The organism is Streptomyces sp. SLBN-8D4 (assembly GCF_049739545.1).
In the GTDB taxonomy this organism is placed as follows: domain Bacteria; phylum Actinomycetota; class Actinomycetes; order Streptomycetales; family Streptomycetaceae; genus Streptomyces; species Streptomyces canus_C.
On record NZ_JBMGQC010000001.1, the window covers coordinates 7,224,364 to 7,250,481 of the forward strand.

Genomic DNA, 26,118 nt, shown 5'->3' on the forward strand with positions numbered 1-26,118 from the left:
AAGTACGGCTTCCCGTTCCGGGTCTGATCCCCGCTGATCCGTTCCGCCGCCGACTCCCGCTCCGCGTCCGAGAGGGTCCCACCCGTGACCGCCGCCACGGCCGTCCAGTCCGGCACACCCGCGCAGGCAGGCATCGTGATGTCGGTCAGCGCGCTGCCGCGGGCAGTGCTGATGCTCGGCGGAGGAGTGATCGCCGACCGGCTGGGCCCGCGCAGGGTCGTCATCGGCAGTGACGCGGTGCGCTGCGCGGCAGTGCTCGCGGTGGCGGCGCTGCTGTTCCTCACCAGCCCCGGACTGTGGCCGCTGGCCCTGCTGGGACTCGTCTTCGGGACCGTGGACGCCGTGTTCATGCCGGCCGTGGGAGCTCTCCCCGCGCGCGTGACGAGCCGCGGGCAGCTCGCGCCGTGCAGGGCATGCGAGGGCTCGGCATCCGCTTCGCGAGCGTCGTCGGCGGCCCGCTGGGCGGACTCGCGGTGGCGGCCGGGGGAGCGAAGGCCGCGTTCGCCCTCGCCGGAGTGCTGATCGCGATATCCGTGCCGCTGCTGGTCGCCGTCCGGATAGGGGACCTGCCCGCCGACGACACGAAGGCCGCCGGCACCGCCTGGCACGACCTGCGCGCCGGACTGCGGTACATCCGCCGCCACCGCGTCCTCGCCCCGCTGATGCCGGCCATCGCCCTCGGAGACCTCGGCTTCGTCGGGCCGCTCAACGTCGGGCTGACCCTGCTGGCGGACGAGCGCGGCTGGGGTGCCTCCGGAATGGGCTGGGTGCTCGGCGGGTTCGGGACCGGGGCCGGTGCCGCCTCGCTGCTGCTCGCCGTACGCGGGCGCGTGCCGCACGCCGGGCACGTGATGGCGTACGCCTGTCTGTGCGGGGCGGCCGCCATCGGCGCCCTGGCCTTCGTCCCGGGGGTCGTCGCGGCGGCCGGGGTCGCCCTGCTGATCGGACTGCTCGCCGGGCTCAGCGGCGCCCTGTGCGGGGCGCTGCTCCAGACCCAGGCCGACCCCGCCTGCCTGGGCCGGGTGACCGCCGTGTCCTCACTGGTCAGCCTCGGCTTCGCACCGCGCAGCATGCCGCTGTCGGCCGCCGCGATCGGCGCCTGGGGCACCGGACCGGTCTTCGTGACCAGCGCGGCGGTGTGCGGGCTCGGCGGGGTGGTCGCGCTGTGCGCACCGAACCTGCGCCGCGCCGAGCTCCCCGCCTGACCCGTCAGATCCCGAGTTCCTTCGCCTCGTGCAGCTTGGCGATTGCCTCCTTGTCGCCGTCCAGCTCCACCTTGGCCGCGCTCTGCCGCCCGTACAGGAACAGCAGCAGCTCCGACGGCTCACCGGTCGCCGTCACGACCGGGGTGCCCCGGTGCGCGACCGCCGTCTGGCCGTCCGGGCGGCGCAGCACCAGACCGGTGGGGACACCGCGGCCCATCAGCCGGGCGGTGCGCTCCAGACGGGACCACAGGGTGTCCTGGAAGACCGGGTCCAGCTCGCGGGGCGTCCAGTCGGGGCGGGCCCGGCGGACGTCCTCCGTGTGGACGTAGAACTCCACCGTGTTCGACAGCTCCTCGACCTGCTTGAGCTGGAACGGCGAGAAGCGCGGCGGGCCGGTGCGGATCAGCTGGATCAGCTCTTCGTAGGGCTTCTCGGAGAACTCGGTCATCACCCGGTCCAGGCGGGACGCGAGCTGCTTGATCAGCAGACCGCCGGCGGCGTCGGGACGGCGCTCGCGCACCACCACGTGCGCCGCGAGATCCCGGGTGAGCCAGCCCTGGCACAGAGTGGGGGCCTCGGGACCCTCGGCCTCCAACAGGTCGGCGAGGAGAAGTCGTTCACGCTTGGCGAAAGTCGACATGCAGTCAGCCTACGACCGCGTCCCCGGTCCGCACAGTGGACACCCCACGGTCACTGTCAGTGGCGCGCGGCACAATGGCACCCATGACCAGCACGCCGCCCAGCAGCAGCCTCGACCCGGAGATCGCCGCGCGCCTCAAGCGCAGCGCCGACGGGCTCGTCCCCGCCATCGCCCAGCAGTACGACACCGGTGAGGTGCTCATGCTCGGCTGGATGGACGACGAGGCGCTGCACCGCACGCTGACCACCGGCCGCTGCACCTACTGGTCGCGCAGCCGCCGGGAGTACTGGGTCAAGGGCGACACCTCCGGCCACTTCCAGTGGGTCAAGTCCGTCGCCCTGGACTGCGACGCCGACACCGTGCTGGTCAAGGTCGACCAGGTGGGCGCCGCCTGCCACACCGGCGCGCGGACCTGCTTCGACGAGGACGTGCTCCTCAAGGACGGCGCTGATTCCGGTCCCGCCGCCTCGGATCAGTAAGGTCAGCCGCCATGGACCTCGAGACCTTCCGCAAGCTGGCCACCGACCGCCGTGTCATCCCCGTCACGCGCAAGCTCCTGGCCGACGGCGACACCCCGGTCGCCCTCTACCGCAAGCTCGCCGCCGAGCGCCCCGGCACCTTCCTGCTGGAGTCCGCGGAGAACGGCCGCTCGTGGTCCCGCTACTCCTTCGTGGGCGTGCGCTCGGCCGCGACCCTGACCGCGCGTGACGGACAGGCGCACTGGCTCGGCACCCCGCCGGTCGGCGTCCCCGTCGACGGCGACCCGCTGGCCGCCCTGCGCGCCACCATCGAGGCCCTGCACACCCCGCACCAGGAGGGCCTGCCGCCCTTCACCGGCGGCATGGTCGGCTACCTCGGCTACGACATCGTCCGCCGGCTGGAGAAGATCGGGCCCGGCGAGCGCGACGACCTGAAGCTCCCCGAGCTGACCATGCTCCTGACCAGCGACCTCGCCGTCATGGACCACTGGGAGGGCTCGGTCCTGCTGATCGCCAACGCGATCAACCACAACGACCTCGACACCGGTGTCGACGAGGCCCACGCGGACGCGGTGGCCCGACTGGACGCCATGGAGGCGGACCTGTCCCGCGCGGTGGCCCAGCCCCCGGCGGTCCTCCCGCCCTCCGAGCTGCCCGAGTACACCGCGCTCTGGGGCGGCCCCGACTTCCAGGAGGCCGTCGAGGACATCAAGGAGCGCATCCGGGCCGGCGAGGCCTTCCAGGTCGTCCCCTCGCAGCGCTTCGAGACACCGTGCACGGCAAGCGCGTTGGACGTCTACCGGGTCCTGAGGGCCACGAACCCGTCCCCGTACATGTACCTGTTCCGCTTCGACGGCTTCGACGTCGTGGGCTCGTCCCCCGAGGCCCTGGTCAAGGTCGAGGACGGGCACGCCATGGTGCACCCCATCGCCGGCACCCGGTGGCGCGGGGCGACCCCGCAGGAGGACCAGGCCCTCGCCGACGAGCTGCTCGCCGACCCCAAGGAGCGCGCCGAGCACCTGATGCTGGTGGACCTCGGCCGCAACGACCTGGGACGCGTCTGCGAGCCCGGCTCGGTCGAGGTCGTCGACTTCATGTCCGTCGAGCGGTACTCCCATGTGATGCACATCGTCTCCACGGTCACCGGCAAGGTCGCGCCGGGCCGTACCGCCTTCGACGTCCTGACCGCCTGCTTCCCCGCGGGCACCCTCTCCGGCGCCCCCAAGCCCCGCGCGATGCAGATCATCGACGAACTGGAGCCGTCCCGGCGCGGGTTGTACGGCGGCTGCGTCGGCTACCTCGACTTCGCGGGCGACTCCGACACCGCGATCGCCATCCGCACGGCCCTCCTGCGCGGCGGCACGGCCTACGTCCAGGCCGGTGCCGGCATCGTCGCCGACTCCGACCCGGTCGCCGAGGACACGGAGTGCCGCAACAAGGCCGCGGCGGTCCTGCGGGCGGTGCACACGGCGAACCGGCTCGGCAAGTAGGGGGCTTCGGCGCCGAATGGGGCGCTTCTCACGGGGCCCCGGGTGCCCGTTCGCCCGGGGTTCGGGTGATAGTGGGGTACGTGACTGCTGTACCGCACCCCCGTTCCGAAGCCGCCGGACCCGCCAGGGCCGGACGTCTGAGTCTCGCCGTCGCCCTGCTGGGCGGCGCACTCGGCGCCGCCGTGGCGCTGCTGGCCACCCGTCAGCAGTGGGCGGAGGGCACCGCGACCGTGGCCGGCGGCGCCTTCCCGCTGACCGCCAAGGGCAGTGACGTCACGGGCGTCCCGGCGGCCCTGGCCATAGTGGGCCTCGCCGCGCTCGTCGCCGTCTTCGCCGTCCGCAAGGCGGGCCGTCTCCTGGTCGCCGGGGTGCTCGCGCTCTCCGGCGCGGGGATCGCCGCCGCGGCGCTGGTCGGGGCGAGCGATTCGTCCGCGCTGGACGAGCAGGCGGCGAAGGCCTCCGGCGACACCTCGGCGACGGTCGCCTCGCTGTCGCACACCGCCTGGCCGTACGTCGCCGTGGTGGGCGGCGCCCTGATTCTGCTCGCCGGGCTGCTCGCGCTGCGGTACGGGCGGCTGTGGCCCGCGATGTCCGGACGGTACGAGCGGGACGGGGCGCCCCGTGTCCGTCGTAAGGCCGTGGTGGATCCCGATCGGCCCGAGGACATCTGGAAGGCACTCGATCGCGGGGAAGACCCGACGGGGGCGTAGCCGTGGGGGACGCGTCGGGGTGACCCCCGGACACTTCGTTCCCCCGCGTACGGAACAATGGCTTTCGAGCGTTCGGCTCAGTCACGTACTCAGCACCTAGGAGCAAGCAATGGCGGGCAGCAGCCACGGTCACACCCCGGCCGCCTGGACCGGTGTCACTATCGCCTTCATCGGTTTCTGTGTCGCGGGCGCCTTCATGGTGATGGCCCAGCCGGCGGGCTTCTGGGCCGGTATGGCGATCGTGGTCATCGGCGGCATCATCGGCTGGATCATGAGCGCCATGGGGATGGGCATGCCCAAGGACACCCACAAGCCGCTCGCCACCTCGCGGCCCGAGTCGGCGGACGCCAAGAGCTGACACACGCACCTCGTGAAGGGGCGGTCCGGCGAAACCGCCGGGGCCGCCCCTCACGCGTTCGACGGGAGGGCGGGGGACAATGCCGGACGTGAACGCAGAAACGCAGCGTGTGCTGCCCCGGACCGGCCTGGCGGGACGTCTCGCCGTCCCGGGCGGCATCCTCGCGGCCGTCGCCGGGGCCTTCGCGTACGTGGGGGCCGTGGACCCCAACCAGCCCGGCCACTACCCGGTCTGCCCGCTCTACCGGATCACCGGCCTCTACTGCCCCGGCTGCGGCGGACTGCGCAGCGCGCACGCCTTCATCCACGGGGACTTCCTGGCAGCGCTCCAGGACAACGCGCCGGCCGTGCTGGGCTATCTGGGCTTCGCCGTGCTGTGGACCGTCTGGGTGGTCCGCGCGGCCCGCGGCCGGCCGCTGAAGCTCGGTCTGGGGCCGGTGCACCTGTGGACGGCGGGGACATTGCTGCTGGTCTTCACGGTTGTCCGGAACCTGCCCTTCGGTGGCTGGCTTCATCCTTGATCAACTGGCGAATGTCCAGGTAGTGGGACCGGCGTCAACCGGATGCGAGGGCTACGCCCTCCTGCGGATACCATCGCAGTGACCACCTGTTTTCATCGGTCGCTGGAACTGTCAACCGTCTGGAAGGGGGCCGCTCGCGTGAGTGTGCTCGACGAGATCATCGACGGAGTCCGTGCCGACCTCGCGGAACGGCAGGCGCGCGTCAGCCTCGACGAGCTCAAGGAGCGCGCGGCGAAGGCTCCCGCGGCCAAGGACGGCGTGGCCGCACTGCGCGGCGACGGCGTCAAGGTCATCTGCGAGGTCAAGCGCTCCAGCCCCTCCAAGGGCGCGCTGGCCGCGATCGCCGACCCGGCGGGCCTCGCCGCCGACTACGAGGCGGGCGGCGCGGCCGTCATCTCCGTCCTCACCGAACAGCGCCGCTTCGGCGGCTCCCTGGCCGACCTGGAGGCCGTCCGCGCGCGCGTGGACATCCCGGTCCTGCGCAAGGACTTCATCGTCACGTCGTACCAGCTCTGGGAGGCCCGGGCCTACGGCGCCGACCTCGCGCTGCTCATCGTCGCGGCCCTGGAGCAGCCCGCCCTGGAGTCCCTGATCGAGCGCGCCGAGTCCATCGGGCTCACCCCGCTCGTCGAGGTGCACGACGAGGACGAGGTCGAGCGCGCGGTGGACGCCGGAGCGAAGATCATCGGCGTCAACGCGCGTAATCTCAAGACCCTCGAGGTCGACCGCGGCACGTTCGAGCGCATCGCCCCCGAGATCCCCGCCCACCTGGTCAAGATCGCCGAGTCCGGCGTCCGCGGCCCGCACGACCTGATCGCCTACGCCAACGCCGGCGCCGACGCGGTCCTGGTGGGCGAGTCCCTGGTCACCGGCAAGGACCCGAAGACGGCGGTCGCGGACCTGGTGGCGGCGGGCGAGCATCCCGCACTGCGCCACGGGCGCGGATGATCACCCGCTAGGCTTGCCCACGATGACTCCGGCGACCTTCACGACAGCCACGGACCGGTACGCCCGCCTCGCGCGCGGCTGCCGACCCCGTGGCTGCCGCGCGCCTGCACGCAGGGTGCACGGGCGTCGGGTGCGGTACGTCATCGGGGACGAACCCGGTCAGGTGAACGGCATGCGATGGCAGCGCCCCGTCAGGGGCGCGGGGCTCTGTTGGATTTGCGGCGACCGCCGCGCGGGCGCGACCAGCCCAAGCGGTCCCGCAGCCAACTGACTTCTCCGCCCCCCACGGCGCTCAGTGTCTCTTTCGCGCACTCACCGTGAGGTTCAGCCATGCCCAGCGAGTTCTTCATCCCCGACCCCGAGGGTCAAGTCCCCAGCACCGAAGGCTACTTCGGCGCCTACGGCGGCAAGTTCATCCCGGAGGCCCTCGTCGCCGCCGTGGACGAGGTCGCCGTCGAGTACGACAAGGCCAAGCACGACCCCGAGTTCGCCCGTGAGCTCGACGACCTGCTCGTGAACTACACGGGCCGCCCCTCCGCGCTCACCGAGGTGCCGAGGTTCGCCGAGCACGCCGGCGGCGCCACGGTCTTCCTGAAGCGGGAAGACCTCAACCACACCGGCTCCCACAAGATCAACAACGTGCTCGGCCAGGCCCTGCTGACCAAGCGCATGGGCAAGACCCGGGTGATCGCGGAGACCGGCGCCGGCCAGCACGGTGTCGCCACGGCCACCGCCTGCGCGCTCTTCGGTCTCGAGTGCACCATCTACATGGGCGAGATCGACACCCAGCGCCAGGCCCTCAACGTGGCCCGGATGCGCATGCTCGGCGCCGAGGTCATCGCCGTGAAGTCCGGCAGCCGCACGCTGAAGGACGCCATCAACGAGGCCTTCCGCGACTGGGTCGCCAACGTCGACCGCACCCACTACCTGTTCGGCACGGTCGCGGGACCGCACCCCTTCCCGGCCATGGTCCGCGACTTCCACCGGGTCATCGGCGTCGAGGCCCGCCGCCAGCTCCTGGAGCGCGCCGGGCGGCTGCCCGACGCGGCCATCGCCTGCGTCGGCGGCGGCTCCAACGCCATCGGCCTGTTCCACGCCTTCATCCCGGACACCGGCGTACGCCTCATCGGCTGCGAGCCCGCCGGGCACGGAGTCGAGACCGGCGAGCACGCGGCGACCCTCACCGCGGGCGAGCCCGGCATCCTGCACGGCTCCCGCTCCTACGTCCTTCAGGACGAGGAGGGCCAGATCACCGAGCCGTACTCCATCTCGGCCGGTCTGGACTACCCGGGCATCGGCCCCGAGCACTCCTACCTCAAGGACTCCGGCCGCGGCGAGTACCGCGCGGTCACCGACGACGCGGCCATGCAGGCGCTGCGCCTGCTGTCGCGCACCGAGGGCATCATCCCCGCCATCGAGAGCGCCCACGCGCTGGCCGGCGCCCTGGAGGTCGGCAGGGAACTCGGCAAGGACGGGCTGATCGTCGTCAACCTGTCCGGGCGCGGTGACAAGGACATGGACACGGCCGCACGCTACTTCGGCCTGTACGAGACCGACGCGGCCGTCGCGGCGGACGAGGCCGGCACCGGCGCGGAGATCGAGGGGGACGCGAAGTGAGCGGGAACATTCAACTGCTGTCCGACACCCTCGCCGCTGCCAGGGCCGAGGGCCGGTCCGCGCTCATCGCCTACCTCCCGGCCGGGTTCCCGACCGTGGACGGCGGCATCGAGGCGATCAAGGCGGCCTTCGACGGCGGCGCGGACGTCGTCGAGGTCGGTCTGCCGCACAGCGACCCCGTCCTCGACGGCCCCGTCATCCAGACCGCCGACGACATCGCCCTGCGCGGCGGCGTCAAGATCGCCGACGTCATGCGGACGGTCAAGGAGACCTACGAGGCCACCGGGAAGCCGGTGCTCGTCATGACGTACTGGAACCCCATCGACCGCTACGGCGTCGAGCGCTTCACCGCCGAGCTCGCCGAGGCGGGCGGTGCGGGCTGCATCCTGCCCGACCTGCCCGTGCAGGAGTCGGCCCTGTGGAGGGAGCACGCCGAGAAGCAGGGGCTCGCCACGGTCTTCGTGGTCGCGCCCAGCAGCAAGGACGCGCGGCTCGCCGAGATCACCGCGGCCGGCAGCGGGTTCGTGTACGCCGCCTCACTGATGGGCGTCACGGGCACGCGTGAGTCGGTCGGGGCGCAGGCCCAGGATCTGGTCGAGCGCACGCGCGCCGCCGGTGCCGGGGCCGCTCTGCCCGTCTGTGTCGGGCTCGGTGTCTCCAACGCCCGACAGGCCGCCGAGGTGGCCGGCTTCGCCGACGGCGTGATCGTCGGCTCGGCCTTCGTGAAGCGGATGCTGGACGCACCGGACGACAAGGCCGGCATCGAGGGCGTCCGCGCCCTCGCGGGCGAGCTGGCGAAGGGCGTGCGCCGACAGGCGTAGGCCCGCCGTACGCCCGTCATGGCGTGACGGGAGATCCGCTCACTCGAACGGGTGGACCTGGGGCCGGGGAGGCGCGGTGCGCCTCCCCGGTTCGTTCTGCGGGTGTGAGCGAGAAGAACCGTGAGGGAAAGCGCACCGCCCGGGAGCGGCTGGCGGAGGAGCGCGCGAAGCAGAAGTCCGCGGAGAAGCGGCGCCGGGTGCTGATCGTGGGCGCGAGTGTGGTGTGCGTCCTCGGCCTCGCGGCGGTGATCGGCGTCGTCGCGGCCAACGCAGGCAAGGACAAGGACAAGGACTCCTCGGGCCCGGTCGTGGCGCCGTCGGGGGCCAAGGGCCAGGACAGTCTCGCCATCCCGGTCGGCAAGGAGGGCGCCAGGTCGACGCTGGTCGTCTGGGAGGACTTCCGCTGCCCGGCCTGCAAGGCCTTCGAGACGGCGTACCGCCCGACCGTCCACGAGCTCACCGGATCCGGGAAGCTCAAGGTCGAGTACCACCTGGCGACGATCATCGACGGCAACATGGGCGGCACCGGCTCCCGCAACGCGGCCAACGCGGCGGCCTGCGCCCAGGACGCCGGGAAGTTCCCGGGGTACCACGACGTGTTGTACGAGAACCAGCCCGACGAGACCAGCGACGACTACGCGGACAACGGGAAGCTGCTCGAACTGGCGAAGAAGGTCGACGGCCTCGACACGCCCGCGTTCCGCACCTGTGTCGAGAAGGGCACCCACAACAGCTGGGTGGAGAAGTCCGCGGCCGCCTTCCGCAACGGCGGCTTCTCCGGCACGCCGACCGTGCTGCTCGACGGCAAGAACATCTACCAGGACCGCACGATGACCCCGGCGAAGCTGAAGCAGCAGGTGGAGGCCGCTAACAAGGGGTGATGCCGGGTAAGGCGGCGGCCGCCTTCTCTCACCCGCCTGTTATGGACCCGTTGCCGGGCCGCCTGCCGTGGGCCCGGCCCGGCAGGGTAGCGTCGACCCTGCCATGGAACTTGCCTACATTCCCAGCCCGTCGCGCGGGGTGATCCACCTCGGTCCCATCCCGCTGCGTGGCTATGCGTTCTGCATCATCATCGGCGTCTTCGTTGCCGTCTGGCTCGGCAACAAGCGCTGGATCGCCCGGGGCGGGCGGGCCGGCACGGTGGCCGACATCGCGGTCTGGGCCGTGCCGTTCGGACTGCTCGGCGGCCGCCTCTACCACGTGATCACGGACTACGAGCTGTACTTCAGCGAGGGCCGTGACTGGGTGGACGCCTTCAAGGTCTGGGAGGGCGGCCTCGGCATCTGGGGCGCGATCGCGCTCGGCGCGGTCGGCGCCTGGATCGGCTGCCGCCGCCGGGGCATCCCGCTGCCGGCGTGGGCCGACGCCCTCGCCCCCGGTATCGCCCTCGCGCAGGCGATCGGCCGCTGGGGCAACTGGTTCAACCAGGAGCTGTACGGCAAGCCGACCGACCTGCCGTGGGCCCTGCACATCACGTCCTCCACGGACGGCCGGGTACCGGGCTACTACCACCCGACCTTCCTCTACGAGTCGCTGTGGTGCATCGGTGTCGCGCTTCTCGTCATCTGGGCCGACCGCCGCTTCACGCTCGGACACGGACGGGCGTTCGCGCTGTACGTCGCCGCGTACTGCACCGGGCGCGGCTGGATCGAGTACATGCGCATCGACGACGCCCACCACATCCTCGGGCTCCGCCTCAACGTCTGGACCGCGATCATCGTGTTCCTGCTCGCGGTGACGTACCTCGTGGTGTCGGCGAAGAAGCGGCCCGGACGCGAGGAAACCGTCGAGCCGGGTGCCACCGACGACGAGACCGACTCCGGCGGTGACACCGAGCCCGGCGACGCTGCCGAGAGCGACGAGAAGACCGGGCCCGCCGCCGAGACCGACACCGCCGAGGTGTCCGACGAGGCCGGGTCGGCGAAGAAGACCTGACGGTCGGTCGTACGTCGACGAGGGCGCCCCGAGCTGTCGGGGCGCCCTCCTCGTATGTCAGGCGCGCTGGGCGAGGGAGAGGGTCCGGTGCGCCTGGGTCACCACCGCCGCGTCGATGAATGTACCGTCCGCGAGGGCCTGGGCTCCCTGGTAGGCCTCCGCCGCCTTGAGAATCGTTTCCGCCTGCTCGATCTCCTCCGCCGTGGGGAGGAACGCGCGCTCGATCACCGGGAGTTGGCGGGGATGGACGGCTGCCCGGCCCAGGAAGCCCAGGGCACGGCCATGGGCGCAGGATGTCCGCAGGCCCTCCAGGTCCCGGGTGTCGGGGTGGACCGACTGGGACGGGGGAGGAAGGGCCGCCGCTCGCGCCGCCACGACCACCCGGGAGCGGGACCAGTCCAGGCCCCGGTCGTGCCGGACGCCCAGGTCGGCGCGTAGGTCCGCCTCGCCGAGAGCGATGCCCCGCAGACTCGGGTGGGCGGTGGCGATGGCGTGGGCACGCTCGATGCCCAGGGCTGATTCCAGGAGGGCGTACAGGGGTGGGGCGACGCCTCCTTCGGTCCGGGCCGCCCTCCGCGCGACGCGGGTGATCTGGGCGGGGGAGGTGACCTTGGGCAGGCGGAGACCGCAGACGCCAGGGAGCGGGGCGAGCGCTGCCAGGTCCGCTGCCGCCAGGGGGCCGTCGAGGGCGTTCACCCGGACGTGGACCGGGACCGGCTGGGGGTCGCTGAGACGCTCGGCGGTCGCCTCACGGGCGTACCGCTTGCGGTCGGGGGCGACCGCGTCCTCCAGGTCGACGACCACGACGTCGGCGCCGGCCACGAGGGCCTTGGTGACGGTCTCCGGGCGGTCGCCGGGGACGTAGAGCCAGGTCAGAGGGTACGGCCTCACAGGGCGCCCTCCGCGCGCAGGGCCGTCAACTCGGCCTCGGTCAGGCCCAGTTCCCGCAGGATCTCGTCCGTGTCCGCGCCGTGCGGGCGCCCCGCCCAGCGGATCGCGCCCGGCGTCGAGGAGAGCCGGAAGAGGACGTTCTGCATACGCAGGGGGCCGAGGTCGGGGTCGTCGACGGTGGTGACGGTGTCGAGCGCCTGGTACTGCGGGTCGGCCAGCACGTCCCGGACGTCCTGGATCGGGGCGACCGCCGCCTCCGCCTTCTCGAAGGCCGCGAGGACGTCGGCGCGGCTGCGTCGGGCGATCCAGGAGCCGACCGCCGCGTCGAGGACGTCGGCGTGGGCGGCCCGCTCGGCGCCGGTCGCGAACCACGGTTCGTCGATCAGCTCCGGGCGGCCCACCAGGTGCATCACGCGTTCCGCGATCGACTGGGCCGAGGTGGAGACGGCGACCCAGGTGCCGTCGGCGGTGCGGTAGGTGTTGCGGGGGGCGTTGTTGGCGGAGCGGTTGCCGGTGCGCTCCTGGACGTGACCGAGTTGGTCGTACCAGGTCGGCTGGGGGCCGAGGACCGTGAGGATCGGCTCGATGAGGGCCATGTCGACGACCTGGCCCTCGCCCGTGCGGTCCCGGGCCGCGAGCGCCGTCATCACCGCGTACGCCGTGGCCAGGCCCGCGATGGAGTCGGCCAGGCCGAAGGGCGGCAGGACCGGGGGCGCGTCCGGCTCGCCGGTGATCGCGGCGAAGCCGCTCATCGCCTCGGCGAGGGTGCCGAAGCCGGGGCGGTGGGCGTAGGGGCCGAACTGGCCGAAGCCGGTGACGCGGGTGAGGACCAGGCGGGGGTTGACGGCGGACAGCTCCGGCCAGCCGAGGTCCCACTTCTCCAGGGTGCCGGGGCGGAAGTTCTCGATGACCACGTCCGCGGAGGCGGCCAGCTTGAGGAAGGTGGTCCGGCCGCCCGGCTTGGACAGGTCCAGGGTGATCGTGCGCTTGTTGCGGCCCAGGACCTTCCACCACAGGCCGATGCCGTCCTTCGAGGGGCCGTGGCCGCGGGAGGGGTCCGGTTTCGTGGGGTGCTCGATCTTGACGACCTCCGCGCCGAAGTCGCCGAGCAGGGTGGCGGCGAGCGGGCCGGCGAAGAGGGTGGCCGCGTCGAGGACGCGCAGGCCTTGGAGGGGGGTCTCGGTCATGACGGGTACCGGGCCTCGATCTCGGAGCGGTAGGGCATCGACGCCGAGGCGCCTTCCCGCTGGACGGACAGCGCGGCCGCGGCGGCGGCCCAGGTCATGGCCTCCCGGATCGGCCGTTCCTCACCGAGAGCGATGGCGAGCGCGCCCACGAAGGTGTCGCCGGCCCCCGTGGAGTCCACCGCGGTGACCCGCGGGGCGGGGACGGCGAGGGGTTCGGCGTCCCGGGTCAGATACAGGCTGCCCGCCGCGCCCAGGGTGATCACCACGCGCGGGACCCGGTCGAGGAGGGCGGTGCCCGCGGCGAACGGGTCGGCGAGGCCGGTGAGAGTGGCCGCCTCGTGCTCGTTGGGGACCAACAGGTCGGTGGCGTCGAGGAGTTCGGGCGGCAGCTCCTGGACCGGGGCGGGGGTGAGGATCGTACGGACACCGTGGGCGCGGGCCGTCTGCGCGCCCGCGAGGACCGCTGCCAGGGGGATCTCCAGCTGGAGGAGCAGGGCGTCGGCGGAGGCGATCAGGCCCTCGTCGCCGGGGACGAGGTGGTCGACGGTGCCGTTCGCGCCGGGGATGACGACGATGGCGTTGCCGCCCTCGTCGTCCACGACGATGTGCGCGGTGCCGGAGGGGCCCTCGACGGTGCGCAGGTGGTCGGTGGTGACGCCGGAGTGTTCGAGGGTGGAGCGCAGCCGGGTGCCGAAGCCGTCGTTGCCGACCGCGCCGATCATCGAGACGGTGGCGCCGGAACGGGCCGCGGCGATGGCCTGGTTGGCGCCCTTGCCGCCGGGGATCGTACGGAACTCCCTGCCGGTGACGGTCTCTCCGCGCCGGGGTGCCTTTTCGACGTAGACGACCAGGTCCATGTTCGTGCTGCCGAGCACGGCGATGTGGGTCATGGGCGAGCAGCCTCCCGGTGGGTGAGGTGGGCCAGGGTGTCGAAGCCCGTGCCGTTGAAGTCGGCGACGGAGGTGGCCAGGCGGTTCTTCAGGGGGGTGGTCCAGCGGTCGGGGAGGTTTTCCGGGGCGCCGCAGAGAAGACCGGCGATGCTTCCCGCTGTCGCGCCGTTGGAGTCGGTGTCCCAGCCGCCGCTGACCGCCTTGCAGAGGGAACCGGTGAAGTCGCCGTCCGCGTGGGTGAGGGCGGCGGCGATCAGCGCGGTGTTGGGGACGGCGTGGACCCAGTGGTGGGTCGCGCCGTGAGCGGCGTGGAGTTCGTCCACGACCGTGTCGAAGTCGTGGTGTGTCTCGGCCAGTCGGACGGCGTGGGTGATGGCCTTGGTGAGGCGGGAGTTCGGGGGGATCACGCTGAGCCCGGTGCGCAGGCAGGTGTGGATGTCGGGGGTCGCCGCCGCCTGGGCGATCACGGCGGCCGTGAACATCGCCGCGTAGACGCCGTTCGCCGTGTGGGTGAGGGTGGCGTCACAGTGGGCCTGTTCTGCTGCGGCCGCGGGGTCGCCGGGGTTGGTCCAGCCGTGGACGTCCGCGCGGATCAGGGCGCCGATCCACTCGCGGAAGGGGTTGCGGTGGCGGGCCGTTCGGGGAGGCTCAAGGCCCTGGAGGAGGTTGCGGTAGGCGATGCGTTCGGCGGTGAAGGTGCGGCCGGCGGGGAGTTCGTCGAGCCAGAGCTTCGCCACGTCCGTGGTGGTGAAGTGCTTGCCGTGGCGTTGGAGCAACAGGAGGTTCAGCAAGGGGTAGTTGAGGTCGTCGTCCTCGGGCATGCCGTCGATGTTCTCGGCGAGGGAGGTAGCCGCGGAGCGGCGGTTCCAGGGGTGGGCGGCGAGGAGTTCGGCGGGGACGCCCTTGGCCGTGAAGTAGGTGTTCAGGGGCCAGTTGCCGGTGGATCGGGCGAGTGCGCGGATGGCTTCGAGGGGGAGTTTCTCCACGGGTTTGCCCAGGAGGCAGCCCACGGCCCGGCCCAGCCAGGCCGCCTCCAGGCGGGCCTCGGTGAGGGGGGCCGTGGCGGTGGGCGCCGGCCATGCACGGCAGCGGGCCTTGATCCTCGCGAGGTCGGTGGGCTCGTCGTCCGCCCACGCGCTCGGCAGATCCGCGAGTTCGTCCAGCAGGTCCTCCGCGAGCTGCCGCAGATACCGGGACGCGGGCTCCGCCGAGGCGCCCGCTCGGGCCGGCGCCTGTCCGCCTCCGGCCGCTCGCCATCGCGCCGCGATCGCCGACGGCTCCCTGCCGTCCTGGGCCGCCTGGCGGAGCTCGTGGCCGATGAGGTCCTCCGGTTGCACCCAGGTCAGTCGGAGCATCTCGGGCCTCCGAGTTCCGCGAAGGCCGCCTCGTGGGCCCGGCGGCGGGCCACGTCCTTCTCGAAGATCTCCCGGGTCGCGGCGGTCAGCGTCGTCGCCGGTTCCCACAGGTCCAGACGGCTCGCCTCCGAGACCGTTTTCGACCAGTCGTCCGGGACCGGGAAGCCCAGCGCGCCCGACAGGGCGCCGGCCATGGTGGCGATCGAGTCGCAGTCCCTGCCGTAGTTCACCGCGCCGAGAACGGCCTGCCGGTAGTCGCCCCCGGCCACCACCAACATCCCGAGCGCGACGGGCAGTTCCTCGATCGTGTGGAGGCGGGAGGGGCGGCGGGCGCCGAGGGAGGGGGCGCGGTAGTCGGGGCCGACCGTGTCGTAGGGAGCCACGGCGTCCCGCAGGGGTCGTAGGGCCGACTCGAAGTCCGTGTGGCGGGCGGCCACTTCGCAGACCTGCTCGATCGCCGTACGGGTGCCGTCCTTGGCCAGCGACAGACAGGCCGTCACCACGGAGTCCGGTGTCGCTCCCGGTGCGGCCGCCGCCGCCACCGCCGCCGCGAAGACTCCCGCCGCCTCCCGGCCGTACGACGACTGGTGGGCGCCCGCGATGTCCAGGGCCTCGGCGTAGGCGGCCCGCGGGTCGGCCGCGTTGACCAGGCCGACGGGGGCCATGTACATCGCCGCGCCACAGTTGACGATGTTGCCCACTCCTGCCTCGCGGGGGTCGATGTGGCCGTAGTGGAGGCGCGTGACCAGCCACTTCTCCGCGAGGAAGATGCGGTGCAGGGGGAGCGCCTCCGCCTCCAGTTCCGGGATCCAGCGCGGGTTCGTCATCAGGTCGGGGACCAGGTGGTCGGCGATCGCGTAGGCGTCGAGATGGTCTTTGACCCGGTCGTAGACGCGGATCAGCGCGTGGGTCATCAAGGTGTCGTCGGTGACGTGGCCGTCGCCCTTGTGGTATGGGGCGATGGGGCGGGCGGTGCGCCACGCGTCGCCGTTCCAGGGGCCGACGATGCCGTGGACGCGGCCTGCGTGGCGTTCGAGGATCTGGTCGGGGGAGTAGCCCTCGACGGGGCCGCCGAGGGCGTCGCCCACCGCCGCGCCCACGAGGGCTCCGGCGATCCGGTCCTCAAGGCTGCTTTCTGTGTTTTTGGGCGTCATGCCCGGAATCATCCTCCTGGGAGGGGCGGTTGTGCGGCTTCCAGGAGTTCGGCGAGTTCCACGAGGTCTGTGCCGGTGAGACGGGGGAGGGCGCAGCCGGAGAGGGTGCGGCAGGTGTCCCGCCAGGTGGCGGGGATCGCGCCGGCCCCGCCGAGGGCGCCGGTCAGGGCACCCACCAGGGCCGGGGCCGAGTCGGCGACCCGGGAGAGACAGGCTGCCGCGGGGATCGCCTCGGCGATGCGGCCCCGCGCCGCGGTGGCCAGGGCGAGGGCCACGGGGACGGTTTCGGCGGCCGCGACGCCGTAGCTGTAGACGTGGTCGACGATCTCGTGTTCCAGGGCGGGGATCAGGGCGAAGGCGGGGCCGGCGGTCCGGGCCAGGTGCAGGGCGTGGCGGGCGTTGCGGCCGATCTCCGTCTCCTCCGGGAGTTCGGTGAGGGCCGCTGTCACACAGGCTTCGACGGGGGCGCCGGTCAGCGCCAGGGAGACGGCCGAGGCCATCGCCCTCGCTCCGTGCACCCCGTCTTCGTCCTGGGTGTAACGGGCGTCGAACTCGGCGAGGTCCGCGGCGAGTCGGGGGTCGCCGGGGTGGGCGACGGCGAGGACGCAGGCCCTGACGCAGGCCGCGTCGTCGAAGTAGTGGGGGTTGTCGTGGCCGGTGGCGGGTGGGCGCAGGCCGGTGGCGAGGTTGCCCAGTCCCGCTCTCACGGAGATGCGGGCGCGGAGGGGGAGGACGGCGGACTCGATCTCGGGGGCGCGGTCCGCCGCCGCGGCCACTTCGGCGGCGAGGGCGTTCCAGGCGAGGTCGATGGCGGCTCTCGTACGGCGGTGTCTCGTCAGGTCGCCCAGGGCGGTGTCGTCGCCTGCTCTGAGGAGGGCCTCCGCGGTGAAGGCCGCCCATTCGGCGTCGTCGGAGGGGCCGAGGCGGAGGGGCTCGGGGGGTTGGTTCAGGGCGATGGGGACGGGGAGGGTGGTGGTGGCGTTCTGTTCGGCGAAGGTGTCCAGTTCGCGGGTGAGTCGGCGGGTCCACTCGGGCATGCGGGCGGCTCTGTGGCGGGCGGCGGGCCAGCCGGCGGCGTCGCCTGCGGCCAGGCCCAGGAGGAGGCCGGTGACCCTTTGACCGGCCTCGGCTTCGCCTTCGGCCTTGGTTTTCCCACCCGCACCACCCGCACCACCCGCACCACCCGTGCGACTTTCGTCGTCGGGTGCCGGTGGCCCCTGTGGCACGTCCCCGCCGTCGGCGGCCGCGGGAGCGTTCGGCGTCGCCGTGGATGCGGGATCGGCGGAACCCGAAGCGTTCGTCGAGCCCTCGCCCCACGGCCCCGGCGGCCTCACCGGTCCGTCCCCGAGTCGGTGCCCGCCGCCAGGGTGAAGGCGTCCGGGGCGGGTGGGGGCCACTCCTGGGCGAGGCCGGTCGTGGCCCACTTGCCGTCCTCGCCCGCCACCAGCAACTCCGCCACGTCCAGCACGTGATGGCCCGCCATGGAGGGCAGGCAGCTGCCTTTCGCCGGGCCGATCGCCGCGGCCCACGCGGCCGGGATCGCCGAGACGCCCCTGGTCGCCCCGGCCAGCGCCCCCGCCACCGCCGCCGTCGTGTCCGCGTCTCTCCCCATGTTCACCGCAGTGAGGACCGCCTCGCGGAAGTCGCCGTCCGCCGCCGCGTACGCGCCGAAGGCCAGAGCCACCGCCTCCGGGGCCAGGTCGGTCCACGGATAGCCGCCGATGACGACGGAGGAGCGGACCGCGCGCTCGCCTCTGTGGGCCACTGCCACGGCGCGGCGCAGGGAGCGGGCCGTCCAGCTGTCGTCCGGGATCACCGCCAGCGCGGAGGCGACGACGGCGATCGTCGGGGCACCGGCCATCGCCGCGGCCACTCCGGCGGCGACCGCCTGGCCGCCGTAGATGCCCTCGCCGTCGTGGCTCACCGAGCCGTCGACGGCCACCAGGCGGGCCGCCTCCGCGGGGCGGCCCGCCGCGAAGACGCCGAAGGGGGCCGCCCGCATGGCCAGGCCGTCGCTCCAGGCGTGGCGGTGCTGGGCCGAGATGGGGGCCGCAAGGCCGCGGCGGAGGTTCTCCAGCGTGCCGCGTTCGCTGAAGCCGGCGCCCCGGAACGGGCCCTCGTCGCGGTCCGCGATCCACTCGTGCCAGGCCGACTCCACGTGGGAGGGGGTGAGGGCGGAGCCGTGGCGGGCCAGGAGCAGGCCCGAGAAGATCGCGTACTCCGTGTCGTCCGTGCCGGCCGGCTCGTCCTCCACGTAGCCCTCGATACGGCCCCAGCGGGCGCGGATCTGCGACGGCTTCATGTTCTCGGCGGGGGCTCCCAGGGCGTCCCCCACGGCCAGGCCCAGCAGGGCGCCGCGGGCCCGCTCGCGGAGTTCGGCGGTGTCCTGGGGCGCCGGGACCGAGGAAACGCGGGCGATCGATGTCATACGCGGCCTCTCCACAACAGGGAGCAGAGGAGATTCGCGCGGAGCGCGGAACCTTTGCCGTATATGTCCCACCATCGGCGGTTGACCTCAGCCTCTCCTGCCTCAACGTCACCCGGTCGACATCTGAGCGGAGCCATGATCGTCTGCGCAACCGAAAGGTAAAGCCGCAGGTTAGCCGAGCCTTTCCTTGCTGGCGGACGGGAATCGACCGTCGTATCGTGTGCGTTGTTAAGAATTAGAACGTGTCCAAAGTTAGCTTTGGCTTGGCTTCCCTGGGGGACCGGAATGGCCGTCATCGACATCGAAGCGCCCCTGCACGAGGCGCACCGCGACAACCACACGCACCGGGACGTGAACGGTGGCTGGCTCAGGCCCGCCGTCTTCGGGGCGATGGACGGGCTGGTCTCCAACCTCGCCCTGATGACCGGTGTCGCCGGTGGAGCCGTCGGTCAGAACACCATCGTGCTGACCGGACTCGCGGGGCTCGCCGCCGGTGCCTTCTCCATGGCCGCCGGTGAGTACACCTCCGTAGCCTCCCAGCGCGAGCTCGTCGAGGCCGAACTGGACGTGGAGCGCCGGGAGCTGCGCAAGCACCCCCAGGACGAGGAGGCCGAGCTCGCCGCCCTGTACGAGGGACGCGGGGTCGAGCCCGAACTGGCCAGGGAAGTCGCGCGGCAGCTGTCGAAGGACCCCGAGCAGGCCCTTGAGATCCACGCCCGCGAGGAGCTGGGGATCGACCCGGGCGATCTGCCCTCGCCGCTGGTCGCCGCCGTGTCCAGCTTCGGGTCCTTCGCCCTGGGCGCCCTGCTGCCCGTGCTGCCGTATCTGCTCGGTGCGACCATGCTGTGGCCCGCCCTGCTGCTCGCTCTTGTCGGGCTGTTCGCGTGCGGTGCCCTTGTGGCCCGGGTGACCGCGCGGACCTGGTGGTACAGCGGACTGCGGCAGCTCGTCCTGGGAGGCGCGGCGGCCGGTGTGACGTACGCCCTGGGCAGTTTCTTCGGGACGGCCGTAGGATAGGTCGGCTGCTACTTATGCGTTGGGCCGCATAAGTAGCCGTTACTCGCTGGTTTCGAGTGCTTAACCACTGGGCATGAGCCGTAAGCGCTGCGGGCAATGACGCTTGCGGTGCGCTCGCGGGGTCGGCGACGACGCCTTCGCCGCCCCATGGATCGACGGACGACGATCTGACCGATCGGTCCGGTTCGGTCCCCACATACTTCAAGCCACGTGTGCGACACCCCCCTCGCACCGCGTGGCGTCCGCATGTTGGAACGGAGTATCCGGTTCCCGAGATCCGCTCCATCATGTAACCTGCACGAAATTTTGCACTTACGCAGAGGGCCAACGTCGTCCCTCGGCAAGCTGAATATGCCAATTGACGACGACGGGAGAGCCGATGCGTACGCCGCGCCAGCCGTCCCAGCACTCCACGAATGGCCAGAAGTGGTCCTTCATGGATGCTCGCCCTGCTGCGCAGGGTATGTACGACCCCCGCAACGAAAAGGACGCCTGTGGCGTCGGCTTCGTGGCCACCCTCACCGGCGAGGCGAGCCATGCGCTGGTCGAGCAGGCGCTCACGGTTCTGCGCAACCTGGAGCACCGCGGTGCCACCGGCGCCGAGCCCGACTCGGGTGACGGCGCGGGCATCCTGTCCCAGGTTCCGGACGCCTTCTTCCGTGAGGTCGCCGGCTTCGAGCTGCCTGCGGCCGGTGGATACGCGGTCGGTACCGCCTTCCTCCCGGAGGACGGCATCGAGGACGCCGTCTCGAAGATCGAGACGATCGCCGCCGAGGAGGGCCTCACCGTCCTCGGCTGGCGCGAGGTCCCGGTCGCCCCTGAACTGCTCGGCGCCACCGCCCGCTCGACGATGCCGGCGTTCCGCCAGCTCTTCGTCGGCGACGCCTCCGCCGCGCCCGCCACGGACCTCGCCCTCGACCGCAAGGCGTTCGTGCTGCGCAAGCGCGCCGAGCGTGAGGTAGACGTCTACTTCCCCTCGCTGTCCGCGCGGACCATCGTCTACAAGGGCATGCTGACCACCGGCCAGCTGGAGCCCTTCTTCCCGGACCTGTCCGACCGCCGCTTCGCCTCCGCGATCGCGCTCGTGCACTCCCGGTTCTCCACGAACACCTTCCCGTCGTGGCCGCTCGCGCACCCGTACCGCTTCGTCGCGCACAACGGTGAGATCAACACCGTCAAGGGCAACCGCAACTGGATGGCGGCCCGCGAATCGCAGCTGGTCTCGGACCTGTTCGGGAACGACAGCAAGGCCATCGAGCGGGTCTTCCCGATCTGCACGCCGGACGCCTCCGACTCCGCGTCCTTCGACGAGGTCCTCGAACTCCTGCACCTGGGCGGCCGTTCGCTGCCGCACTCCGTGCTGATGATGATCCCCGAGGCGTGGGAGAACCACGACTCCATGGAGTCGGCCCGCCGCGCCTTCTACCAGTTCCACTCCAACCTGATGGAGCCCTGGGACGGTCCGGCCTGTGTCACCTTCACCGACGGCAAGCAGGTCGGCGCGGTCCTGGACCGCAACGGCCTTCGCCCCGGCCGCTACTGGGTCACCGACGACGGCCTCGTCGTCCTCGGCTCCGAGGTCGGCGTCCTCGACATCGACCCCGCCAAGGTCGTCCGCAAGGGCCGCCTCCAGCCCGGCCGGATGTTCCTCGTCGACACCGTCGAGCACCGCATCATCGAGGACGACGAGATCAAGGCCGGCCTCGCCGCCGAGCAGCCCTACGCGGAGTGGCTGGATGCCGGCGAGATCGAGCTCGGCGACCTGCCCGAGCGTGAGCACATCGTGCACACTCACGCCTCGGTCACCCGCCGCCAGCAGACCTTCGGCTACACCGAGGAAGAGCTCCGCGTCCTCCTCGCACCGATGGCCAAGGCCGGTGCCGAGCCGATCGGTTCGATGGGCACCGACTCGCCGATCGCCGCGCTGAGCGAGCGCCCGCGGCTGCTCTTCGACTACTTCACCCAGCTGTTCGCGCAGGTCACCAACCCGCCGCTGGACGCGATCCGCGAGGAGCTCGTCACCTCGCTGCGCTCCGCCCTCGGCCCGCAGGGCAACCTGCTCGACCCGAGCGCCGCCTCCTGCCGTTCCGTCGTGCTGCCCTTCCCGGTGATCGACAACGACGAGCTGGCCAAGCTCATCCACATCAACGCCGACGGCGACATGCCCGGCTTCAAGGCCGCGACCCTGTCCGGCCTGTACCGGGTCTCGGGCGGCGGCGACTCCCTCGCCGCGCGCATCGAGGAGATCTGCGCCGAGGCCGACGCAGCCATCGCCAACGGCGCCCGGCTGATCGTCCTCTCGGACCGGCACTCGGACGCCGAGCACGCGCCGATCCCGTCGCTGCTGCTCACCGCGGCCGTCCACCACCACCTCATCCGCACCAAGCAGCGCACCCAGGTGGGCCTGCTGGTCGAGGCCGGTGACGTCCGCGAGGTCCACCACGTCGCCCTGCTGATCGGCTTCGGCGCCGCGGCCGTGAACCCGTACCTCGCCATGGAGTCCGTCGAGGACCTGGTCCGCGCGGGCACCTTCCTGTCGGACATCGAGGCCGAGCAGGCCATCCGCAACCTGATCTACGCCCTCGGCAAGGGCGTCCTCAAGGTCATGTCGAAGATGGGCATCTCGACCGTCGCCTCCTACCGCGGCGCCCAGGTCTTCGAGGCCGTCGGTCTCGAAGAGGGCTTCGTCCAGAAGTACTTCAGCGGTACCGCCTCCAAGATCGGCGGCGTCGGCATCGACGTCATCGCCAAGGAGGTCGCCGCCCGGCACGCCAAGGCGTACCCGGCGAGCGGCATCGCGCCGGCCCACCGTGCCCTGGAGATAGGCGGCGAGTACCAGTGGCGCCGTGAGGGCGAGCCGCACCTGTTCGACCCGGAGACGGTCTTCCGCCTCCAGCACTCGACGCGTGCGAACCGCTACGACATCTTCAAGAAGTACACGGACCGTGTGAACGAGCAGTCCGAGCGCCTGATGACGCTGCGCGGCCTGTTCGGCTTCAAGAGCGACCGTCAGGCGATCCCCGTAGACGAGGTCGAGCCCGTCTCCGAGATCGTCAAGCGCTTCTCCACCGGCGCCATGTCGTACGGCTCCATCTCCAAGGAGGCGCACGAGACCCTCGCCATCGCCATGAACCAGCTGGGCGGCAAGTCCAACACCGGTGAGGGCGGCGAGGACGCGGACCGGCTGTACGACCCGGCGCGGCGTTCGTCGATCAAGCAGGTCGCCTCCGGCCGCTTCGGCGTGACCTCCGAGTACCTGGTCAACGCGGACGACATCCAGATCAAGATGGCCCAGGGCGCCAAGCCCGGCGAGGGCGGCCAGCTGCCCGGCCACAAGGTGTACCCCTGGGTCGCCAAGACCCGGCACAGCACCCCGGGCGTGGGCCTGATCTCCCCGCCGCCGCACCACGACATCTACTCGATCGAGGACCTGGCCCAGCTGATCCACGACCTGAAGAACGCGAATCCGCAGGCGCGGATCCACGTGAAGCTGGTCTCCGAGGTCGGCGTCGGCACGGTCGCGGCGGGTGTGTCCAAGGCGCACGCGGACGTCGTGCTCATCTCCGGTCACGACGGCGGTACGGGTGCCTCCCCGCTGACCTCCCTGAAGCACGCGGGCGGTCCCTGGGAGCTCGGTCTCGCCGAGACCCAGCAGACCCTGCTGCTCAACGGCCTGCGCGACCGGATCGTCGTCCAGACCGACGGTCAGCTCAAGACCGGCCGTGACGTAGTCATCGCCGCGCTGCTCGGCGCCGAGGAGTTCGGTTTCGCGACCGCGCCGCTCGTCGTCTCCGGCTGCGTCATGATGCGCGTCTGCCACCTGGACACCTGTCCGGTCGGCATCGCCACCCAGAACCCGGTGCTCCGCGACCGCTTCACCGGCAAGGCCGAGTACGTCGTGAACTTCTTCAAGTTCATCGCCGAAGAGGTCCGCGAGATCCTCGCCGAGCTGGGCTTCCGCTCCATCGAGGAGGCCGTCGGTCACGCCGAGACGCTCGACGTCGAGCGGGCCGTCAACCACTGGAAGGCGCAGGGCCTCGACCTGGCTCCGCTCTTCTACGTGCCCGAGCTGCCCGAGGGTGCCGCGCTGCACCAGGTCATCGAGCAGGACCACGGCCTGGAGAAGGCGCTCGACAACGAGCTGATCAAGCTCGCCGCCGACGCCCTGGCCGCCGACTCGGCGACCGACGCCCAGCCGGTGCGCGCCCAGGTCGCGATCCGCAACATCAACCGCACGGTCGGCACCATGCTCGGCCACGAGGTGACGAAGAAGTTCGGTGGCGCGGGCCTGCCCGACGACACCATCGACATCACCTTCACCGGCTCGGCGGGCCAGTCCTTCGGCGCCTTCCTGCCGCGCGGTGTCACGCTGCGCCTGGAGGGCGACGCCAACGACTACGTCGGCAAGGGCCTCTCCGGCGGCCGGGTGATCGTCCGTCCCGACCGGGGCGCCGACCACCTCGCCGAGTTCTCCACGATCGCGGGCAACACCATCGCCTACGGCGCGACCGGCGGCGAGCTGTTCCTGCGCGGTCGTACGGGCGAGCGGTTCTGTGTCCGCAACTCCGGTGCCACGGTCGTCTCCGAGGGCGTGGGCGACCACGGCTGCGAGTACATGACCGGCGGTCACGCGGTGGTCCTCGGCGAGACCGGGCGCAACTTCGCGGCCGGCATGTCCGGCGGTGTCGCCTACGTGATCGACCTCGACCGGGACAACGTCAACGTCGGCAACGCGGACGCCGTGGAGGCGCTGGACGACACCGACAAGCAGTGGCTGCACGACGTGGTGCGCCGCCACCAGGAGGAGACCGCCTCCACGGTCGCCGAGAAGCTGCTCGCCGAGTGGGACACCGCCGTCGAGCGCTTCAGCAAGATCATCCCCAGCACGTACAAGGCAGTGCTCGCCGCCAAGGACGCCGCCGAGCAGGCGGGACTCTCCGAGTCCGAGATCACCGAGAAGATGATGGAGGCGGCGATCAATGGCTGACCCGAAGGGCTTCCTGAACCACGGCCGTGAGGTCGCCAAGTCCCGCCCGGTCGACGTACGCCTGAAGGACTGGAACGAGGTCTACGTCCCCGGCTCCCTGCTGCCGATCATCAGCAAGCAGGCCAGCCGCTGCATGGACTGCGGCATCCCGTTCTGTCACAACGGCTGTCCGCTCGGGAACCTCATCCCCGAGTGGAACGACTTCGCCTACCGCGAGGACTGGTCCGCCGCCTCCGAGCGGCTGCACGCGACCAACAACTTCCCGGAGTTCACCGGTCGTCTGTGCCCCGCTCCCTGTGAGTCGGCGTGTGTGCTCGGCATCAACCAGCCGCCGGTCACCATCAAGAACGTCGAGGTCTCGATCATCGACAAGGCGTGGGACAGCGGCGATGTCGAGCCGCAGGCCCCCGAGCGCCTGTCCGGCAAGACCGTCGCGGTCATCGGCTCGGGTCCGGCCGGTCTCGCCGCCGCCCAGCAGCTCACGCGGGCCGGTCACACCGTCGCCGTCTACGAGCGCGCGGACCGCGTCGGAGGCCTCCTGCGGTACGGCATCCCCGAGTTCAAGATGGAGAAGCGGCACATCAACCGCCGTATCGAGCAGATGCGCGCGGAGGGCACCCGCTTCCGTACCGGCATCGAGATCGGCCGCGACCTCAAGGCGACCGACCTGAAGAAGCGGTACGACGCCGTCGTCATCGCCGCCGGCGCCACCACCGCGCGTGACCTCCCGGTCCCCGGCCGCGAGCTCAAGGGCATCCACCAGGCCATGGAGTACCTGCCGCTGGCCAACAAGGTGCAGGAGGGCGACTACGTGGCGCCCCCCATCACGGCCGAGGGCAAGCACGTCATCGTCATCGGCGGCGGCGACACCGGCGCCGACTGCGTGGGCACCGCCCACCGCCAGGGCGCGGCCTCGGTGACGCAGCTGGAGATCATGCCCCGTCCGGGCGAGGACCGGGCCCCGCACCAGCCGTGGCCGACCTTCCCGATGCTCTACAAGGTCACGTCCGCGCACGAGGAGGGCGGCGAGCGGGTCTACTCCGTCTCGACGACCCACTTCGAGGGCGACGAGGACGGCAACGTCCAGTGGCTGCACCTGAGCGAGGTCGAGTTCATCGAGGGCAAGCTGACCCCGAAGCCGGGCACGGAGCGCAAGATCCCCGCCCAGCTGGTGACGCTGGCCATGGGCTTCACCGGCACCGACCGCGAGAACGGCCTGGTCGAGCAGTTCGGCCTGGAGCTCGACGAGCGCGGCAACATCGCCCGCGACGCCGACTTCCAGACCAACGTGCCGGGCGTCTTCGTCGCCGGTGACGCGGGCCGCGGCCAGTCGCTCATCGTGTGGGCGATCGCGGAGGGCCGCTCGGCCGCCCGCGGCTGCGACCGCTTCCTGACCGGCGCGAGCGAACTGCCCGCCCCGATCCGGCCGACGGACCGGTCCCTGATGGTCTGACGGCCCCTCAAGACGTCCCGTACAAAGGCGTAC

General features: G+C 71.8%; 22 protein-coding genes and 1 pseudogene. 15 read left to right on the top strand and 8 right to left on the bottom strand.

Annotated elements, in window-relative coordinates:
- Positions 1-84: 84 nt before the first annotated feature.
- Positions 85-1,205, top strand: a pseudogene (locus RKD20_RS32800) (MFS transporter).
- 4 nt (positions 1,206-1,209) lie between these two features.
- Here RKD20_RS32800 and RKD20_RS32805 read toward each other — a convergent pair.
- Complete coding sequence (locus RKD20_RS32805; protein WP_020119947.1) at positions 1,210-1,845, bottom strand: TIGR03085 family metal-binding protein; 636 nt, start codon at positions 1,843-1,845, stop codon at positions 1,210-1,212.
- A gap of 83 nt (positions 1,846-1,928) precedes the next feature.
- Here RKD20_RS32805 and hisI point away from each other — a divergent pair, with 83 nt between their 5' ends.
- From hisI to lgt, 11 genes are all read left to right on the top strand, one after another.
- Complete coding sequence (gene hisI / locus RKD20_RS32810) at positions 1,929-2,324, top strand: phosphoribosyl-AMP cyclohydrolase (RefSeq protein WP_424880856.1); 396 nt, start codon at positions 1,929-1,931, stop codon at positions 2,322-2,324.
- Positions 2,325-2,335: 11 nt separating this feature from the next.
- Positions 2,336-3,814, top strand: coding sequence for an anthranilate synthase component I (locus tag RKD20_RS32815; protein ID WP_424880857.1), 1,479 nt, complete (start codon positions 2,336-2,338; stop codon positions 3,812-3,814).
- 71 nt (positions 3,815-3,885) lie between these two features.
- Positions 3,886-4,524: a TIGR02234 family membrane protein gene (locus RKD20_RS32820; RefSeq protein WP_020119950.1), complete on the top strand. Its 639-nt coding sequence runs from the start codon at positions 3,886-3,888 to the stop codon at positions 4,522-4,524.
- A 109-nt stretch (positions 4,525-4,633) separates the two neighbouring features.
- Positions 4,634-4,882: an HGxxPAAW family protein gene (locus RKD20_RS32825; RefSeq protein WP_424880858.1), complete on the top strand. Its 249-nt coding sequence runs from the start codon at positions 4,634-4,636 to the stop codon at positions 4,880-4,882.
- A 79-nt stretch (positions 4,883-4,961) separates the two neighbouring features.
- Positions 4,962-5,402 carry a DUF2752 domain-containing protein gene (locus RKD20_RS32830; protein WP_424880859.1) on the top strand — a complete coding sequence of 147 codons (441 nt, stop codon included), beginning with the start codon at positions 4,962-4,964 and terminating at the stop codon, positions 5,400-5,402.
- 138 nt (positions 5,403-5,540) lie between these two features.
- Positions 5,541-6,350, top strand: coding sequence for an indole-3-glycerol phosphate synthase TrpC (gene trpC, locus RKD20_RS32835; protein ID WP_424880860.1), 810 nt, complete (start codon positions 5,541-5,543; stop codon positions 6,348-6,350).
- A gap of 22 nt (positions 6,351-6,372) precedes the next feature.
- The gene (gene trpM, locus RKD20_RS32840) at positions 6,373-6,621 is read left to right on the top strand and encodes a tryptophan biosynthesis modulator TrpM (RefSeq protein ID WP_424880861.1); all 249 of its coding nucleotides are present in this window, start codon (positions 6,373-6,375) and stop codon (positions 6,619-6,621) included.
- A gap of 59 nt (positions 6,622-6,680) precedes the next feature.
- Positions 6,681-7,967, top strand: a complete 1,287-nt coding sequence (gene trpB, locus RKD20_RS32845; RefSeq protein WP_424880862.1) for a tryptophan synthase subunit beta — start codon at positions 6,681-6,683, stop codon at positions 7,965-7,967.
- On the top strand, positions 7,964-8,788 hold the full coding sequence (gene trpA, locus RKD20_RS32850; RefSeq protein ID WP_424880863.1) for a tryptophan synthase subunit alpha: 825 nt from the start codon (positions 7,964-7,966) through the stop codon (positions 8,786-8,788). The genes trpB and trpA overlap by 4 nt, the downstream gene beginning before the upstream one ends.
- Before the next feature lie 104 nt (positions 8,789-8,892).
- Positions 8,893-9,669 (top strand): DsbA family protein, encoded by a 777-nt coding sequence (locus RKD20_RS32855; protein WP_424880864.1) that lies wholly within the window; start codon positions 8,893-8,895, stop codon positions 9,667-9,669.
- 103 nt (positions 9,670-9,772) lie between these two features.
- On the top strand, positions 9,773-10,723 hold the full coding sequence (gene lgt, locus RKD20_RS32860) for a prolipoprotein diacylglyceryl transferase (RefSeq protein ID WP_424880865.1): 951 nt from the start codon (positions 9,773-9,775) through the stop codon (positions 10,721-10,723).
- Between the two features lie 57 nt (positions 10,724-10,780).
- On the opposite strand, the gene RKD20_RS32865 is transcribed toward lgt, so the two are convergent.
- The 7 genes from RKD20_RS32865 to RKD20_RS32895 all read right to left on the bottom strand — a co-directional run bounded on the left by RKD20_RS32865 (position 10,781) and on the right by RKD20_RS32895 (position 18,628).
- Positions 10,781-11,614 carry an HpcH/HpaI aldolase/citrate lyase family protein gene (locus RKD20_RS32865; protein WP_424880866.1) on the bottom strand — a complete coding sequence of 278 codons (834 nt, stop codon included), beginning with the start codon at positions 11,612-11,614 and terminating at the stop codon, positions 10,781-10,783.
- The gene (locus tag RKD20_RS32870; RefSeq protein ID WP_424880867.1) at positions 11,611-12,801 is read right to left on the bottom strand and encodes a CaiB/BaiF CoA transferase family protein; all 1,191 of its coding nucleotides are present in this window, start codon (positions 12,799-12,801) and stop codon (positions 11,611-11,613) included. The genes RKD20_RS32865 and RKD20_RS32870 overlap by 4 nt, the downstream gene beginning before the upstream one ends.
- Positions 12,798-13,691 (bottom strand): ribokinase, encoded by an 894-nt coding sequence (gene rbsK / locus RKD20_RS32875; protein ID WP_424880868.1) that lies wholly within the window; start codon positions 13,689-13,691, stop codon positions 12,798-12,800. The genes RKD20_RS32870 and rbsK overlap by 4 nt, the downstream gene beginning before the upstream one ends.
- Complete coding sequence (locus RKD20_RS32880) at positions 13,688-15,046, bottom strand: ADP-ribosylglycohydrolase family protein (RefSeq protein ID WP_424880869.1); 1,359 nt, start codon at positions 15,044-15,046, stop codon at positions 13,688-13,690. Before RKD20_RS32880 ends, rbsK begins: the two co-directional genes overlap by 4 nt.
- A complete protein-coding gene (locus RKD20_RS32885; RefSeq protein ID WP_424880870.1) occupies positions 15,034-16,200 on the bottom strand; it encodes an ADP-ribosylglycohydrolase family protein in 1,167 nt (388 codons plus the stop codon). Before RKD20_RS32885 ends, RKD20_RS32880 begins: the two co-directional genes overlap by 13 nt.
- 8 nt (positions 16,201-16,208) lie before the next feature.
- Entirely contained in the window at positions 16,209-17,426 is a 1,218-nt protein-coding gene (locus RKD20_RS32890) for an ADP-ribosylglycohydrolase family protein (RefSeq protein ID WP_424880871.1), read from the bottom strand.
- Positions 17,427-17,530: 104 nt separating this feature from the next.
- A complete protein-coding gene (locus RKD20_RS32895; RefSeq protein ID WP_424880872.1) occupies positions 17,531-18,628 on the bottom strand; it encodes an ADP-ribosylglycohydrolase family protein in 1,098 nt (365 codons plus the stop codon).
- Between the two features lie 285 nt (positions 18,629-18,913).
- Between RKD20_RS32895 and RKD20_RS32900 the strand changes: the two genes are divergently transcribed.
- The 3 genes from RKD20_RS32900 (at position 18,914) to RKD20_RS32910 (ending at position 26,085) form a co-directional block, all read left to right on the top strand.
- Entirely contained in the window at positions 18,914-19,645 is a 732-nt protein-coding gene (locus RKD20_RS32900; protein ID WP_424880873.1) for a VIT1/CCC1 transporter family protein, read from the top strand.
- 379 nt (positions 19,646-20,024) lie between these two features.
- The gene (gltB, locus tag RKD20_RS32905) at positions 20,025-24,632 is read left to right on the top strand and encodes a glutamate synthase large subunit (protein ID WP_424880874.1); all 4,608 of its coding nucleotides are present in this window, start codon (positions 20,025-20,027) and stop codon (positions 24,630-24,632) included.
- On the top strand, positions 24,625-26,085 hold the full coding sequence (locus RKD20_RS32910) for a glutamate synthase subunit beta (RefSeq protein ID WP_020119967.1): 1,461 nt from the start codon (positions 24,625-24,627) through the stop codon (positions 26,083-26,085). Before gltB ends, RKD20_RS32910 begins: the two co-directional genes overlap by 8 nt.
- The last annotated feature ends 33 nt before the right edge of the window (positions 26,086-26,118 follow it).

Bases quoted from the DNA above. Each gene is read 5' to 3' on its own strand.
- RKD20_RS32885 (WP_424880870.1), bottom strand. From the start codon at position 16,200: ATGACGCCCAAAAACACAGAAAGCAGCCTTGAGGACCGGATCGCCGGA.
- trpB (WP_424880862.1), top strand. From the start codon at position 6,681: ATGCCCAGCGAGTTCTTCATCCCCGACCCCGAGGGTCAAGTCCCCAGC.
- RKD20_RS32805 (WP_020119947.1), bottom strand. From the start codon at position 1,845: ATGTCGACTTTCGCCAAGCGTGAACGACTTCTCCTCGCCGACCTGTTG.
- gltB (WP_424880874.1), top strand. From the start codon at position 20,025: ATGCGTACGCCGCGCCAGCCGTCCCAGCACTCCACGAATGGCCAGAAG.
- RKD20_RS32900 (WP_424880873.1), top strand. From the start codon at position 18,914: ATGGCCGTCATCGACATCGAAGCGCCCCTGCACGAGGCGCACCGCGAC.
- lgt (WP_424880865.1), top strand. From the start codon at position 9,773: ATGGAACTTGCCTACATTCCCAGCCCGTCGCGCGGGGTGATCCACCTC.
- RKD20_RS32880 (WP_424880869.1), bottom strand. From the start codon at position 15,046: ATGCTCCGACTGACCTGGGTGCAACCGGAGGACCTCATCGGCCACGAG.
- RKD20_RS32830 (WP_424880859.1), top strand. From the start codon at position 4,962: ATGCCGGACGTGAACGCAGAAACGCAGCGTGTGCTGCCCCGGACCGGC.
- hisI (WP_424880856.1), top strand. From the start codon at position 1,929: ATGACCAGCACGCCGCCCAGCAGCAGCCTCGACCCGGAGATCGCCGCG.
- trpM (WP_424880861.1), top strand. From the start codon at position 6,373: ATGACTCCGGCGACCTTCACGACAGCCACGGACCGGTACGCCCGCCTC.
- RKD20_RS32815 (WP_424880857.1), top strand. From the start codon at position 2,336: ATGGACCTCGAGACCTTCCGCAAGCTGGCCACCGACCGCCGTGTCATC.
- rbsK (WP_424880868.1), bottom strand. From the start codon at position 13,691: ATGACCCACATCGCCGTGCTCGGCAGCACGAACATGGACCTGGTCGTC.
- RKD20_RS32825 (WP_424880858.1), top strand. From the start codon at position 4,634: ATGGCGGGCAGCAGCCACGGTCACACCCCGGCCGCCTGGACCGGTGTC.
- RKD20_RS32870 (WP_424880867.1), bottom strand. From the start codon at position 12,801: ATGACCGAGACCCCCCTCCAAGGCCTGCGCGTCCTCGACGCGGCCACC.
- RKD20_RS32895 (WP_424880872.1), bottom strand. From the start codon at position 18,628: ATGACATCGATCGCCCGCGTTTCCTCGGTCCCGGCGCCCCAGGACACC.
- RKD20_RS32910 (WP_020119967.1), top strand. From the start codon at position 24,625: ATGGCTGACCCGAAGGGCTTCCTGAACCACGGCCGTGAGGTCGCCAAG.